This is a genomic window from Bradyrhizobium cosmicum (genome assembly GCF_032290525.1).
GTDB classification, from domain to species: domain Bacteria; phylum Pseudomonadota; class Alphaproteobacteria; order Rhizobiales; family Xanthobacteraceae; genus Bradyrhizobium; species Bradyrhizobium cosmicum_A.
This window is the reverse complement of the sequence record NZ_JASXTA010000007.1, coordinates 105,259-118,285: the sequence shown is the minus strand read 5'-3', so window position 1 is coordinate 118,285 and position 13,027 is coordinate 105,259. Positions and strand designations below refer to the sequence as shown.

The 13,027-nt window shown below is 65.5% G+C and carries 13 protein-coding genes and 1 tRNA gene; 9 read left to right on the top strand and 5 right to left on the bottom strand.

What is annotated here, in order from left to right; all coding sequences use genetic code 11:
- Positions 1–81: 81 nt before the first annotated feature.
- Positions 82–1,071: an L-threonylcarbamoyladenylate synthase gene (locus QSV46_RS15035; protein WP_314952378.1), complete on the bottom strand. Its 990-nt coding sequence runs from the start codon at positions 1,069–1,071 to the stop codon at positions 82–84.
- A gap of 68 nt (positions 1,072–1,139) precedes the next feature.
- Here QSV46_RS15035 and QSV46_RS15030 point away from each other — a divergent pair.
- A tRNA-Pro gene (locus tag QSV46_RS15030) sits at positions 1,140–1,216 on the top strand.
- Between the two features lie 159 nt (positions 1,217–1,375).
- On the opposite strand, the gene QSV46_RS15025 is transcribed toward QSV46_RS15030, so the two are convergent.
- From QSV46_RS15025 to QSV46_RS15015, 3 genes are all read right to left on the bottom strand, one after another.
- Positions 1,376–1,774: a hypothetical protein gene (locus tag QSV46_RS15025; protein WP_314952377.1), complete on the bottom strand. Its 399-nt coding sequence runs from the start codon at positions 1,772–1,774 to the stop codon at positions 1,376–1,378.
- Positions 1,775–1,866: 92 nt separating this feature from the next.
- Complete coding sequence (locus QSV46_RS15020) at positions 1,867–2,193, bottom strand: hypothetical protein (RefSeq protein WP_314952374.1); 327 nt, start codon at positions 2,191–2,193, stop codon at positions 1,867–1,869.
- Positions 2,194–2,396: 203 nt separating this feature from the next.
- Entirely contained in the window at positions 2,397–2,621 is a 225-nt protein-coding gene (locus QSV46_RS15015) for a hypothetical protein (protein ID WP_314952371.1), read from the bottom strand.
- A gap of 212 nt (positions 2,622–2,833) precedes the next feature.
- Between QSV46_RS15015 and QSV46_RS15010 the strand changes: the two genes are divergently transcribed.
- From QSV46_RS15010 to QSV46_RS14990, 5 genes are all read left to right on the top strand, one after another.
- Entirely contained in the window at positions 2,834–3,793 is a 960-nt protein-coding gene (locus tag QSV46_RS15010; protein ID WP_314952368.1) for an N-carbamoyl-D-amino-acid hydrolase, read from the top strand.
- Between the two features lie 1,130 nt (positions 3,794–4,923).
- Positions 4,924–5,541 (top strand): TetR/AcrR family transcriptional regulator, encoded by a 618-nt coding sequence (locus tag QSV46_RS15005; protein ID WP_409997173.1) that lies wholly within the window; start codon positions 4,924–4,926, stop codon positions 5,539–5,541.
- Between the two features lie 53 nt (positions 5,542–5,594).
- Positions 5,595–6,788, top strand: a complete 1,194-nt coding sequence (locus QSV46_RS15000; protein WP_314952362.1) for an MFS transporter — start codon at positions 5,595–5,597, stop codon at positions 6,786–6,788.
- Between the two features lie 142 nt (positions 6,789–6,930).
- Positions 6,931–7,350: a DUF4118 domain-containing protein gene (locus tag QSV46_RS14995; RefSeq protein WP_314952360.1), complete on the top strand. Its 420-nt coding sequence runs from the start codon at positions 6,931–6,933 to the stop codon at positions 7,348–7,350.
- A 132-nt stretch (positions 7,351–7,482) separates the two neighbouring features.
- The gene (locus QSV46_RS14990) at positions 7,483–7,692 is read left to right on the top strand and encodes a hypothetical protein (RefSeq protein ID WP_314952358.1); all 210 of its coding nucleotides are present in this window, start codon (positions 7,483–7,485) and stop codon (positions 7,690–7,692) included.
- 254 nt (positions 7,693–7,946) lie between these two features.
- Here QSV46_RS14990 and QSV46_RS14985 read toward each other — a convergent pair whose 3' ends face one another.
- Positions 7,947–8,924, bottom strand: a complete 978-nt coding sequence (locus tag QSV46_RS14985) for a LysR family transcriptional regulator (protein ID WP_314952355.1) — start codon at positions 8,922–8,924, stop codon at positions 7,947–7,949.
- 118 nt (positions 8,925–9,042) lie between these two features.
- On the opposite strand from QSV46_RS14985, the gene QSV46_RS14980 reads away from it, so the two are divergent.
- From QSV46_RS14980 to tkt, 3 genes are read left to right on the top strand one after another with little or no spacing between them, the layout of a single operon-like run.
- On the top strand, positions 9,043–10,080 hold the full coding sequence (locus QSV46_RS14980; RefSeq protein WP_314952353.1) for a class 1 fructose-bisphosphatase: 1,038 nt from the start codon (positions 9,043–9,045) through the stop codon (positions 10,078–10,080).
- Positions 10,081–10,092: 12 nt separating this feature from the next.
- Positions 10,093–10,968, top strand: a complete 876-nt coding sequence (locus QSV46_RS14975; RefSeq protein WP_314952351.1) for a phosphoribulokinase — start codon at positions 10,093–10,095, stop codon at positions 10,966–10,968.
- 28 nt (positions 10,969–10,996) lie between these two features.
- Positions 10,997–13,018, top strand: coding sequence for a transketolase (tkt, locus tag QSV46_RS14970; protein WP_314952350.1), 2,022 nt, complete (start codon positions 10,997–10,999; stop codon positions 13,016–13,018).
- The last annotated feature ends 9 nt before the right edge of the window (positions 13,019–13,027 follow it).

Genomic DNA, 13,027 nt, shown 5'->3' with positions numbered 1-13,027 from the left:
TTCTTTCCGTTTGCGCATGATCTTGTCGGAAAACCGCTACACACTTTGCGCTAACGCGGCCCTTCGGGTCCGGATCATGCGCTATCTCGCCACGGCCGCCCGGCGCAGCCGGTCATTGATCGCTTCGCCAAGTCCGTCTTCGGGAATCGTCATCACCGCAATCGCCCGCGGGCCCTTTGCATCCAGGCTGCGAAGATAGCCGAACAGATTGGCGGCCGCTTCATCAAGATCAGCCGCGGGCGATAAATTTATGACAGCGGCGGCGGCATCAACGCCCGGCAGGCGATCAGGCCCGAACGCCAGCAGCGCTTCGCCAGGCGCCACGTTGCGCGCGTTGAGCCGCACGCTGGCGCGCGGCGCGTAGTGCGAGGCCAGCATGCCCGGCGCCAGCGGCTGGCTGTCGTCGCTTCCGGTCTCCGCAGGCGGCCGCTCCAGGGCTGCACCGAGCACGGCTTCGATCCGCTCGCGCGAGAGACCACCGGGGCGAAGCAGCATCGGGGCGTCGAAGCAGCCGACAATGGTCGATTCGACCCCGACCGCAACCGGCCCGCCGTCGACGATCAGGTCGATCCGCCCGGAGAGATCGCTTGCGACGTGGGCGGCCAGCGTCGGCGAGACGTGGCCGGAGATGTTGGCGGACGGCGCCACCACCGCCCCGCCGAAGGCGCGCAGGATCGCCTGCGCCACCGGGTGGGCGGGAATGCGGATCGCAACCGTGTCGAGGCCCGCGGTGGCGAGATCCGCGACCGGGCAGTTTTCGGTCTTCGGCACCACCAGCGTCAGCGGCCCCGGCCAGAACGCCTCCGCAAGCCTCGACGCGCAGGCATCAAACCGCCCGATCCGCCGCGCGGCCGCGAGGTCGGCGACATGGGCGATCAGCGGGTTGAAGGCCGGCCGTCCCTTGGCGGCGTAGAGATGGGCGATTGCGGTGGCATTGGCGGCATCCGCCCCGAGCCCGTAGACCGTCTCGGTCGGAAACGCGACCAGCCCGCCGGCGGCCAAAGTCCCGGCGGCGGCCTCCGCGCCGGCCGCGCCGGCCGGCAAAATCAGCGTTTCAAGACCCGTTTTCACAGGGATAAAATTCCTCATGCCGGCCGCTTGCGGTGCGCCAAACCCGACGCTATAAGCCGGCCTCTTGTCGGAGTGTGGCTCAGCCCGGTAGAGCACTGCGTTCGGGACGCAGGGGTCGCAGGTTCGAATCCTGCCACTCCGACCATTCTTCCAAAAATCGACGTTTTCCTAGAAGCTTGTTCCTGAAGGCTTGGCGGACCGGCCGCCGGCGCCTCGGGAGCCTTTTTGCAACGATTTAGGGCGCGGGTCCACGGCCGATTTGGCCGGGCAGGGCAGCCTGTTGCGGCGACATGGCTTGTCGGGTTCAGGATGAACTGGCGGGCCTGGGTGCGAACGAGATGGCAACCCGCTTGGCCTTGATCCGGCCGTGCACGCCATAGCTGGACTCGAAGCTCAGCGTAGTGCCGTCGGGATCGATCTCGATTTTGAGCCCGAACATGATCCCAGCCTCGGTGAAGTCCAACAGCTGGACCTCGATCAGCTCGAAGATGGTGAACGTGACGTCCACATGCTTCGTCAGCACGAAATATCCGCGTGCGTCGACCTCGGACGTCATTTGGAAGGCGTGGGCAACCAGGCGGCTCGGAGCGCCCTGGCGAAGCTCCAGCTCCCGCAACGTCGCATCGTGGAATGAGGGGACACCCTCGTACCAGGCGCACAATGCTGCGCCACCTTCTAGATCGCCAATCGTGGCCTTCGCCATCAAAAATATCCGTGCGCCAATTTGATTGCGCAAACTATCGGGATTTCAATGGCGGTGCCACTTGGCGCTTGTCTTGCCACTGGCGAAGGACGCTACCGCCTCGCCACCAGCACGCCCACCAGAAACGCCACCATCAGCGACGGCAGCGGCGCCTCTCGCACCATGCCGCGAACGATATCCGGCCAGTGTTGCTCCGGGACGAGTTTTGGAGACCTGACTTCAGCCATCGGCGTCATGCCCCACTCCGACGCAAGCTCGGCAAGCTCGCTCGCGGCCAAGCGCGAGTCGTCGCGCACGCGAAAGACGGCTGCGTCCGCCCGCTCGCGCGGCGCGAGCGCCATCAGCGTCGCGATCGCGGTGCGCAACGTCATCTCGCCGTAGCCTTGCAGTCTCACCGACTCCTCGGGGTCGGACGTCATGCGATAGTCCTCACAGCGGCAAGTGGCGCGCGATGGCGAACGCCGCCGTCGCGCACAGGACCAGCGTGGAAACCGTGCCGGCCACGCTACGCGCGAGATCGGCTCGCGTCTGGAGCCGGGTCATGATTTCGCTCCATGCTCTCATGGAAATCGCAGTGCGCGGCGTTGGTTCCCCGGCGCGGCGTCGAATCGGCGAGGCGCGACTATTTCCGCAGCAGCTCGCTCAGCGCCGCCGTCGCCTCGGCGCAGCGGATGTCGTCGATCTCGCGCGACAGGCTGAGCGCGCTCGATCTCAGCTCTTCGACTGTCCGACTCTCGGGCTGCTGACTTTCAAGCTGGCCGAGACGCTTGTTCAAATCATCCAGCCTCGACTGGAGCTGCGAGACGCTGGCGGCCCCATTCACTTTCCAAACGCGCTGTGCACGCATCGTCATTCCCCTGTAGTCTCACGGCGTTGTGAGAGCGGTTCGTGGCCGGAATGGGAGTTTCTTTTGTCCGGCTTCAGACCGTGGGGAACCGTTGCAGTTTGGCAACGAAAGTTCCGCGATTTGAGGTGTGCGGCTCGATTGCCGCTGCGAAGTAGATGAAGAGGCATGGAATTTGATTGTGCGCCCTCGATAGGCGAACGAAGGACAGACGCGTGGCGAGGTTTCTGAATGTCGCGGCCGGCCAGCTCGGCCCGATTGCGCGAGCCGGGACGAGAACTGCAGTCGTGGCGCGGCTGACGGCCATGATGCGCCAGGCCCATGCCAACGGCTGCGATCTGATCGTCTATCCAGAGCTCGCGCTGACCACGTTCTTCCCGCGCTGGTATTTTGAGGATCAGGCCGAGATCGACAGCTTTTTCGAGCGCGAGATGCCGGGCTCGGCAACGCGGGCGTTGTTCGAGCTCGCGCGCGAGCTCGGCATCGGCTTCTATCTCGGCTACGCCGAGCTGACCGTCGAGGAAGGTGTCACCAGGCGCTACAACACCTCCGTTCTCGTCGACAAGAGTGGCGCGATCGTCGGCAAGTACCGCAAGGTCCATTTGCCCGGCCATGCCGAGCACGAGCCGTGGCGCAAATTCCAGCATCTCGAAAAACGCTATTTCGACCCCGGCAGCGGCTTTGGCGTGACCGAGGCTTTCGGCGGCGTGATGGGCATGGCGATCTGCAACGACCGCCGCTGGAGCGAGACCTACCGGGTGATGGGCTTGCAAGGCGTCGAGATGGTGATGATCGGCTACAACACGCCGGTGCACAATCCGCCCGCGCCGGAGCATGACGATCTCTCGCTGTTCCACAATCATCTGGTGATGCAGGCCGGCGCCTATCAGAACGGCACCTTCGTGGTCGGCGTCGCCAAGGCCGGCGTCGAGGAGGGCGTCGACCACATCGGCGGAAGCTGCATCATCGCACCATCGGGCGAGATCATCGCGCGATGCACGACCAAGGGCGACGAGATCGCGCTGGCGCGCTGCGATCTCGATCTCTGCAATTCCTACAAGCGCACGACGTTCAATTTTGACGTTCACCGCCAGCCGCGGGCGTACGGGATGATCGTCGAGCGCAAGGGCGTGACGACGATGGCGGATGGGACGCCAGTGCCGAAGAAAGGCTGAGCTCCTGTAGCCCGGATGGAACGAAGCGTAATCCGGGGCCGCTGTCGCTCGTTGCAAGAACCCCGGATTTCGCTGCGCTCCATCCGGGCTACAGCCTTGCGTTGCCCGACGGGCAAAACACCGTATCGGACGTCAAGCCCTCCTCGTAAAAATATTCCACTTTACCGAAATTCGGAAACGACGTATGTGTCGGTCATCCCGGCTCGACCTTGAGGGGCGATCGTACGTCACGATACGCGAGCCGGGGTGCGGTGGACGCGACAGCGTCGGCACGTAAGGTGCGGGCAGGGCGGGTAGTCCCTGTGAGCCCGTGGCCGCGTGCGACGGACGGCGCTGAAAGGTTCGTCTCGTCTGTAAGTTTCCGGCTCCGTCGACAGGGCCGGGAATACTGCGGCGACATGGCGAACCGTGCGTACGGCAAAACCGTGTGGTCCTGGCCGTCGTTGCTACGGTCAAGTTCTTGCGAAGGTGCGAGCGAGCCCAACCGGGCGGACAGCATCGTCAATTCGCGAGGCGAGGGAGGCCAGAAGGAATTCGGCTCCCGGGAGAGCGCGGCATAAGCCGTCCAACCATCGCGCAGGGAAGGCCGAGTGATTGGCACCACCTGTATGCTGCTGTGCGGTTTTTCTGCGTGTGCTTTTCGCGCAGCGGACCGCGGGTGCGAGGTCAGCACCCGGCCTTCCCTGCGCCCTCTTGGATTTGAGGGTGAAGTGACCAGGCAAAACTCGGGCGAAATGCGCCGCGAGGATGAACATGTGCGTCTGCAACCACACACTCTGTGTCGTCGCCCGGCTTGCCGCCTTCGCCGAGGCTTCGGCGGCCGAGCACCCCCTGTGGGCCCGGCGTAGCCTGGCGGAGCCGGGACCGGGCGATCTAGTACTCCGAGACGATCGTGATTAAATCACTCCGCTCTCGTGCCCCGGACGCGGCGCAGCGTCCCTTCGACGGTGCGCTGCTGAGCCGGGGCCCATGTCTCCGCATTCGGCCGTGCCACTTCTGGGTCCCGGCTCTGCGCAGCAACGCAAGAGCGTTGCGGCGCGTCCGGGACACGAGAACTGGCAATTTGTCTAGCTACTCGCATCACAATTCCGTGTCTTTATTCGGGAACGACCATTCCCTATTATCTCGCAATGCAAAAAGCCGCCCGCATATCGCAACCTGCCCGTCCGCCGGGCCGCCCCCGGGAATTCGACATGGACATTGCGCTCGACCGCGCCCTGCGGGTGTTTCGCGAGCGCGGCTACCATGCCACCTCGATCGGGGATCTCACCGCGGCGATGCGGCTGGCGACCGGCAGCGTGTACAAGGCATTTCGCGACAAGCATGCGGTGTTCCTCGCCGCCTTCGAGCGCTACGTTGCGCTGCGCCAGGAGCAGACCCGCAGCGCCGCCGCGCGCGGCAAGAACGGCCGCGACCGGCTGCGCCACGTGCTGCTGTCCTACGTTGAACAGTCCCAGGGCATCGAGGGACGGCGCGGCTGCTTGGTGGTCGGCAGCGCGGTCGAACTGTCGGCGGTCGATTCCGTCGTCGGCGCCCGCGTCAACGCCCAGCTCAAGACCAACGAAAACTTCATCGCCGGCCTCATTCGCGAAGGGCAGGCCGATGGCTCGATTCCCGGCCATGTCGATGCCGATGACACCGCGCGGCTGATGATCTGCATCACGCAGGGGCTGCGCGTCGTCGGCAAGGCGCGCCTGCCGCTCGACGGGAAGCGCCTCGTCGGCGTCGCGATGAAGCTGCTCGCCTGAATTCTTGTCCTATTAGGGAATGAACGTTCCCGATCTATCGGAGACTGTGCGTCATGACGATGAATGCCACGATCGAGACCGTGCCGGAACCGGATGCGGTGTCGCAACGCCTGACCATCTTGCTTGCCGCGGCCTGTGGCATGGTCGCCGCCAACATCTATTACGCCCAGCCGCTGATCGCCCCGATCAGCGCCGCGCTCGGCCTGTCGCACGCAGCTAGCGGCCTGATCGTGACCATGACGCAGATCGGCTATGGCGTCGGGCTGCTCTTGATCGTGCCGCTCGGCGATCTCGTCGAGAACCGTGCCCTGATCTGCTCCGTCATCACGCTCGGCGCCGCGGCGCTGCTCGCCGCCGCGTTCGCCACCCACGCGCTGCCGTTCCTGATCGCCGCGCTGTTCGTCGGACTCGGCTCGGTCGCGGTGCAGATCATCATTCCCTATGCGGCGCATCTTGCGCCGGAAGCCACCCGCGGCCGCGTGGTCGGCAATGTCTCGACTGGCCTGATGCTCGGAATCATGCTGGCGCGGCCGGTGTCGAGCTTCGTCACGGCGGCGCTGTCGTGGCACGCGGTGTTCTTCATCTCCGCCGCGCTGATGATCGTGCTCGCGACCGTGCTGCGGATGACGCTGCCGAAGCGCAAGCCGGTCGCGCGCATGCATTATGGCACGCTGCTGCTGTCGATGCCGCAGCTGGCCCGGACCACGCCGCTGCTGCGGCGCCGCGCGCTCTATCAGGCGAGCCTATTCGGTGCCTTCACCCTGTTTTGGACGGTCGCGCCGCTCCAGCTTGCGCGCGAGTTCGGCTTCTCTCAGAGCGGCATCGCGCTGTTTGCGCTGGCCGGCGTCGCCGGGGTGTTCGCGGCCCCCATCGCGGGCCGGCTCGCGGACAGTGGCAATAGCCGTATCGCGACGCTGGCCGCGATGCTGCTCGCCGCTGCCGGATTCCTCGTGACCTATGTCGGCGCGGCCGGTTCGATGCTGAACCTCGCCTGCCTGGTCGTCGCCGCGATCGCCATCGATATCGGCGTGCAGGGCAACGTCGTGCTCGGCTTCCGCGCCATCTTCACGCTCGGGCATGAGCACCGCAGCCGCCTCAACGGCCTCTACATGGCGACGTTCTTCGCGGCCGGCGCTGCCGGCTCCGCGGTCGGCGCCTGGGCGTTCGCGGAAGGCGGCTGGACACTGGCGTCGGCCATTGGCCTTGCGCTGCCTGTCGCGGGCCTGCTCTACGCGGTCACCGAGTAGCGGTACGATTGTGCCCCGCCGCGCCGTTTACCAAGCCCTGGATGCGAGGCCCCGGACCGCGCGATTTCTATCTCGCGGGTTACCGGCGGTTGTAGTACTTTGGTCGCAAGCGGACCCGGTCAACGGGGGCAGGGGGAGACTGATGGGGCGTGCGGAACTGGTTGGCGTACCGCGGGTACGGCCATGGTCGTGGCAGGCGTTTCTGCTCGGATTTATCATCGTCGCGGTGTCGGCCGCACTTCAGGGCGTCTGCGTCGCCTTCGGCGCAAAGCTCTACTTCGCGGCGTTCCTGCCTGGCCTCTTCGTGCTCGGCCTTGTCGCGGGCGCACCCGCGGCGGCGTTCGCCGCATTGCTCACCATCCCGCTGGTGTGGTGGGCGTTCATCCCGCCGTTCTTCCAGTTCGCCCCGTTGTCCAGCTCCCATGCGGAGTCCGTCAACCTGTTCTGCCTGCTCGCCGTGCTCTTGATCGGCCTTGCCGATCTCTGCCGTGAGACCACGGCCATGATCAGCCGCGGCGGATTGAAGGCGTCAGGCAAGAGCACGGCAACGAATTCGCAATAAACCGGCGTCGTGAAGGCGCGTTGCGCTCGCGCAACAGTCCGGCAACCATCCGCGCGTTTGTTGCTCGCCGCTAACTTTTCGAAAAAGATTTGGCCGCAGTTTCTCCCCGGGAATGACGAGGGAGTTTTGGATATGAACGGCCAAATCAACGGTCACGCCATCTTCGAGAACGTGCGGCGCTATCGCGGCATCGCATCGCTCTATCGCCAGACCGCCGCATTCCGCCCGGGCCAGCGCTGGTCGCTGCTGGAGCAGGCGAGCGAGTGGGAAGCGCGGGCGCTGTCGGAGCTGGAAGCCTATTTTGCGACGCGCGCGGATTCCGCCGCTCCGCGTGCGGCGTGATCGTTAACCATCGCCGCACAGAGGCCGGCGACAAACGTCGGCGATCGCTGGCTCCAGTCGGGAGCCGAATCCGTGGCGACTACGGAGTTGCCCGGGCCCCTGCGTATGATAGCAACTCGTCCAGATCTCCTTCACGTCGGCCGGGCACGATGACCACCTTCAACCGCATCTTCACGACGGAGCGCCTGCTCCAGATCATCGTCATTGTGGCCGCGACGATCGCGATGAAGCTGATGGCTTGATCCCCTAGCGGGTTATTGCCCGCCGAATTCGGGCAGATCAGGCAGGTAGTTCGAGCCCTCGGAGCCCAGGAAATCGAACATCGCCTGCGCAGGCGGCAGCAGCACCTTGTCGCTGCGGCGGATCACATACCACTGCCGGACGATCGGCAGGCCCGCGACATCGAGCACGATCAGCCGGCCTTCCGCGAGCTCGTGCGCGACCGTATGGGCCGAGATGAAGGCGATGCCGAGCCCGGCAATCACCGCCTGCTTGATGGTCTCGTTGCTGCTCATCTCCATGCCGAGGATTGGCTCCAGATCCGACTTCTGGAACATGCCCTCCATCAGCGTGCGCGTGCCTGAGCCGGGCTCGCGGGTGAGGAAGGTCTCGTGCACGAGATCGGTCAGGCTGAGGCCTGAATCCTTCGCCAGCCAGTGCCCCTTGCGAGCGACGATGATATGCGGATTGCGCCCGAGCTGACGGACGTCGACGCTGACGTCGGCCGGCGGCCGACCCATCACCGCGAAATCGAGGTCGTAGCCGTGCATGGCCTCGCGGATGTCCTCGCGATTGCCGATGGTGAGCTTGATCTCGATCTTCGGATACCGCTTCGAGAACGCTGCGATCGCGTGCGGCACGAAATATTTCGCGGTCGAGACGGCGCCGAGATGCACCGTGCCGCCGGTTCGCCCCGCGAGCAGATCGAGCGCACCCTGGCAGTCCATGATGGCGGCCTCGACGCGCTCGGCCAGCGCCAGCACCTCCCTGCCGGCCTCCGTCAGCAGCATGCCGTCCCCCGTCCGCTGCACCAGCGGCAGGCCGGCGAGGTCCTGAAGCTGACGGAGCTGCTGCGTGACGGCCGGCTGGGTCAGGCCGAGCTGGCTCGAGGCCGCCGTGACGCTGCCCTTGGCTGAAAGTGCCGCAAGCGAGCGAAGCTGCCGGATCGTCAGATGCCGGAGCTGGGTCGCCGCATGGCCGGGGCCATTATAAGAAAATTCTTTGGAGCTCATTATGAATAGAAATTTTCCTTATTAAGCCGGTCCTGTCAATCTCATCGTGCTGGGACCGACCGCACCGACCTCCGCCGGGGAGGGAACTGGATGCGGGGCCAGCTAGGGATGGACGCAGATGACCGGGCAACTCAGGCTGGACGACCACCTTCAACGGTATTCCGAGACGGCGCCGCATGCGTTGGCCGTGGCGGCCGCAGTCGATGCCATCGCGGCCGCGGCGATCGAGATCGCCGACCTGATCGCCACCGGCGATCTCGCGGACGCCTCCGGCCTGACCACCGGCCGCAACAGCGACGGCGACATCCAGCGCGATCTCGACGTGCAGGCCGATGCGATCCTGCGCCGCTGCCTCGGCAAGCTGCCGATCGCGGCGCTGGCTTCGGAGGAGATGCGCGAACCGCAGATCGGCGACCGCGAAGCAAAAATATGCGTTGCGATCGACCCGCTCGACGGCTCCTCCAACATCGACATCAACATCACGGTCGGCACGATCTTCTCGATCCTGCCCGCGCCTGACGATCTCGCGCTGGCCTTCCATCAGCGCGGCTCGGCGCAGCTTGCGGCGGGATTCGTCACCTACGGGCCGCAGACCTCGCTGGTGCTGACGCTCGGCGACGGCGTCGATATTTTCACGCTCGACCGCAAGTCCGGCTGTTTCCGCCTCGCGCGCAGCGGCGCGCAGATCTCCGAAACGTCGGAGGAGTTCGCGATCAATGCGTCGAACCGCCGGCACTGGGAGCCGCCGGTGCGCGCCTTCGTCGACGAATGTCTTGCCGGCCTCGAAGGTCCCGCCAACCACAATTTCAACATGCGCTGGATCGGCTCGCTGGTCGCGGAGGCCTACCGAATCCTCACCCGCGGCGGCGTGTTTCTCTATCCCTCGGACGCGCGCCCCGGTTACGGCGACGGCCGCCTGCGCCTCACCTACGAAGCGCATCCGATGGCGATGATCGTCGAGCAGGCCGGCGGCTCGGCGTCCACCGGGCGCGAGCGCATCCTCGATCTCTCGGCGCAAAGCCTGCACCAGCGCGTGCCGTTGATCATGGGCTCCAGCAACGAGGTGCGACGGGTCGAGGAATTGCATTGCGATCCGCTGCTCATCGCCAGCGTCTCCGCGCCGCTGTTCGCGCGGCGCGGCTTCTTCCGGCTGTGAGCGAGGCGTCCCATGTCCAGGAAGCATCCGATCATCTCCATCACCGGCTCGTCCGGTGCCGGCACCACCTCGGTGAAGAAGACCTTCGAGCAGATATTCTTCCGCGAGAAGGTCAACGCCGTCTACATCGAAGGCGACGCCTTTCATCGCTACGACCGGGCGGAGATGCGCACGCAGATGGCGAAGGAAGCCGATCGTGGCAACAGGCATTTCAGCCATTTCAGCCCTGAAACGAACCTGTTCGAGGAGCTGGAGCGCGCCTTCCGCGACTATGGCGAGACCGGTACCGCGACGACGCGTCATTACGTGCACGACGCCGAGGAGTCCGCGCTGCACGGTGCGGCTCCCGGCACCTTCACGGAGTGGGAGCGGCTGCCGGAGAATTCGGACCTGCTGTTCTACGAGGGCCTGCATGGCGCCGTCGTCACCGACAAGGTCAATGTCGCGCGTTACGCCGACCTCAAGATCGGCGTCGTGCCGGTCATCAATCTCGAGTGGATCCAGAAGCTGCACCGCGACCGCAGTGCGCGGGGCTACTCGACCGAGGCAGTGACCGACACCGTTCTGCGGCGGATGCCGGATTACATCCACTACATCTGCCCGCAATTTTCCGAGACCGACATCAACTTCCAGCGCGTGCCGACGGTGGACACCTCCAATCCGTTCATCGCGCGCTGGATCCCAACGCCGGACGAATCGATGGTCGTGATCCGCTTCAAGAACCCGCGCGGCATCGACTTCCCTTATCTGCTGTCGATGCTGCCGCAAAGCTGGATGTCCCGCGCCAACTCGATCGTGTGCCCCGGCGCGAAGCTCGATCTGGCGATGCAGTTGATCCTGACCCCGCTGATCATGCAGCTCATCGAGCGCAAGCGGGGCCTGAAATGATCCGGACGACCAACAACGGGAGGATCTGATGAACATCTCGGTTCATGCCGAAGCCGACCTCAATGCGGTCGCGCATGGCGATCTCGCCAATGCCGTCCGCTTCCTCGCGATCGACGCGATCGAGACGTCGCAGTCCGGACATCCCGGTTTGCCCATGGGCATGGCCGACGTCGCGACCGTGCTGTTCTCGCGCTTTCTCAAATTCGACTCGGCTCATCCCAATTGGCCTGACCGCGACCGCTTCGTGCTCTCGGCGGGCCATGGCTCGATGCTGCTCTATGCGCTGCTGCATCTCACTGGCGGCGACGTCAGCCTCGACGACATCAAAGCCTTCCGGCAGTGGGGCTCGAAGACGCCGGGACATCCGGAGTACGGCCACACACCCGGTGTCGAGACCACGACGGGACCGCTGGGGCAAGGGATTGCGACCGCCGTCGGCATGGCGCTCGCCGAGCGCATGGCCAATGCGCGGCATGGCGATGGCCTCGTCGACCACTTCACCTATGTGATCGCAGGTGACGGCTGCCTGATGGAAGGCATCAGCCAGGAGGCGATCTCGTTCGCCGGCCATCTCCAGCTCGGCCGACTGATTGTGCTGTTCGACGACAACGGCATCTCCATCGACGGGCCGACCTCGCTTGCGACCTCCGATGACCAGCTCGCGCGCTTCGCTGCGTCCGGCTGGTCGGTGCGTCGCGTCGATGGACACGATCCCGAGGCGATCGCGCAAGCGATTGCGGAAGAGCGCGCGAACGCAAAGCCGTCGCTGATCGCCTGCCGTACCATCATCGGCTACGGCGCGCCGGACCGGCAAGGCACCGAGAAAGCGCACGGCGCGCCGCTCGGGACCGAGCAGACCATCGCGGCGCGGCGGACACTCGGCTGGGACTATCAGCCCTTCGTGGTGCCGATCCCGATCCTCAAGGCGTGGCGGATGATAGGCCAGCGCGGGCAAGTCGCCCGTCTCGCCTGGCTCGATCGCTACGAATCCGCAACGCCCGAGCAGCGCGATCTGTTCATCGAGGGCAAGGTCGTTGCCCTGCCGAACGCCTATGCCCAGGCCTCGGCGAAATTGCGCGAGCGCTTTGCCTCCGAACGTCCGAAGCTTGCGACGCGGCAGGCCTCGCAACAGGTGCTCGACGGCATCGCCGGCACAATTCCCGGCCTTGTCGGCGGCTCGGCCGACCTGACGCATTCGAACCTCACGCATGCCAAGGCGCAAGTTCCCGTCAGGCTCGACGCGTTCGCCGGCGATTACATCCACTACGGCATCCGCGAGCACGGCATGGCCGCCGCGATGAACGGACTCGCGCTGCACGGCGGCTTCATTCCCTACGGCGGCACGTTCCTCGCATTCTCCGACTACAGCCGGCCGGCGATCCGCCTTGCGGCCTTGATGCGGATCCGCGTCATCCATGTGATGACCCACGACTCCATTGGTCTTGGCGAGGACGGCCCGACGCACCAACCGGTCGAGCATCTCGCCGCGTTGCGCGTGATTCCGAACCTTCTGGTGTTCCGCCCCGCCGACGCTGTCGAGACATTGGAAGCCTGGGATTGCGCGCTCGAAGCCGAGGACCGTCCTTCCGTGCTGTGCCTGTCGCGTCAGGCGCTGCCGACCTTCCGCAGTGATGTCCGCGGCAGGAACCGCGTGGCGCGCGGCGCCTATCTGATCGTCTCTCCGGATGGCGGCCGCGATGTCACGCTGATGGCGACCGGTTCGGAAGTCTCGATCGCGCTGGACGCCGCGCGCCTGCTCGCGACAGAGCACATCCGCGCCGCCGTGGTCTCCGCGCCCTGCTTCGCGCTGTTCGAGGAGCAGGCGGAGGAATACCGCGCCTGTGTGCTCGGCACCGCACCACGCGTTGGCGTCGAGGCGGCGGTCGCCGGCGATTGGCATCGCTGGATCGGCACTGACGGCGAGTTCGTCGGCATGCGGGGCTTCGGCGCCTCGGCGCCCGCGCCGGTGCTCTATCGCGAATTCGGCATCACGCCGCAGAGCATTGCGGAAGCCGCCCGGCGGGCGATTGCCCGCAGAGGCAAGCAATAACAGGAGGAT

Excerpts from the sequence above, each read along its gene's own strand:
- QSV46_RS15020 (WP_314952374.1), bottom strand. The coding sequence starts at position 2,193 with ATGACGTCCGACCCCGAGGAGTCGGTGAGACTGCAAGGCTACGGCGAG.
- QSV46_RS15000 (WP_314952362.1), top strand. The coding sequence starts at position 5,595 with ATGACGATGAATGCCACGATCGAGACCGTGCCGGAACCGGATGCGGTG.
- tkt (WP_314952350.1), top strand. The coding sequence starts at position 10,997 with ATGAACATCTCGGTTCATGCCGAAGCCGACCTCAATGCGGTCGCGCAT.
- QSV46_RS15025 (WP_314952377.1), bottom strand. The coding sequence starts at position 1,774 with ATGGCGAAGGCCACGATTGGCGATCTAGAAGGTGGCGCAGCATTGTGC.
- QSV46_RS15015 (WP_314952371.1), bottom strand. The coding sequence starts at position 2,621 with ATGCGTGCACAGCGCGTTTGGAAAGTGAATGGGGCCGCCAGCGTCTCG.
- QSV46_RS14975 (WP_314952351.1), top strand. The coding sequence starts at position 10,093 with ATGTCCAGGAAGCATCCGATCATCTCCATCACCGGCTCGTCCGGTGCC.
- QSV46_RS15005 (WP_409997173.1), top strand. The coding sequence starts at position 4,924 with ATGCAAAAAGCCGCCCGCATATCGCAACCTGCCCGTCCGCCGGGCCGC.
- QSV46_RS14990 (WP_314952358.1), top strand. The coding sequence starts at position 7,483 with ATGAACGGCCAAATCAACGGTCACGCCATCTTCGAGAACGTGCGGCGC.
- QSV46_RS14980 (WP_314952353.1), top strand. The coding sequence starts at position 9,043 with ATGACCGGGCAACTCAGGCTGGACGACCACCTTCAACGGTATTCCGAG.
- QSV46_RS14995 (WP_314952360.1), top strand. The coding sequence starts at position 6,931 with ATGGGGCGTGCGGAACTGGTTGGCGTACCGCGGGTACGGCCATGGTCG.
- QSV46_RS14985 (WP_314952355.1), bottom strand. The coding sequence starts at position 8,924 with ATGAGCTCCAAAGAATTTTCTTATAATGGCCCCGGCCATGCGGCGACC.